Below are 224 nucleotides of genomic sequence, written 5' to 3' on the forward strand. Positions count from 1 at the left end.
GTCCTCGTATGCCTTTCATTAATTCAATCTCACGATGAAGTTGCCGTTTTGCATCTCCTCGATAAAACTTCGCTTCAGAGCCCAGTTGTTCCAGTAGCCCCTTGTAAAAATGGCGAGGAGTTAACTTAGAGTCGGATAGATAAAGAACGTGGAATTTGCCTTTATCCAATTTGTCCACAAACTTACGGATTGTCGTCGTTTTTCCCGTTCCACTATCTCCACTC

1 protein-coding gene is annotated in these 224 nt (G+C 43.3%); it reads right to left on the reverse strand.

Translation table 11 applies throughout. The annotated features are described in order from the left end of the window. Positions 1-224, reverse strand: a 224-nt coding sequence (locus tag M3212_RS21950) for an ATP-binding protein (protein ID WP_251196008.1), incomplete at both ends; no start/stop codon positions are given.

The sequence above is a fragment of the Halalkalibacter oceani genome (assembly GCF_023715705.1).
GTDB lineage: Bacteria > Bacillota > Bacilli > Bacillales > Bacillaceae_D > Halalkalibacter > Halalkalibacter oceani_A.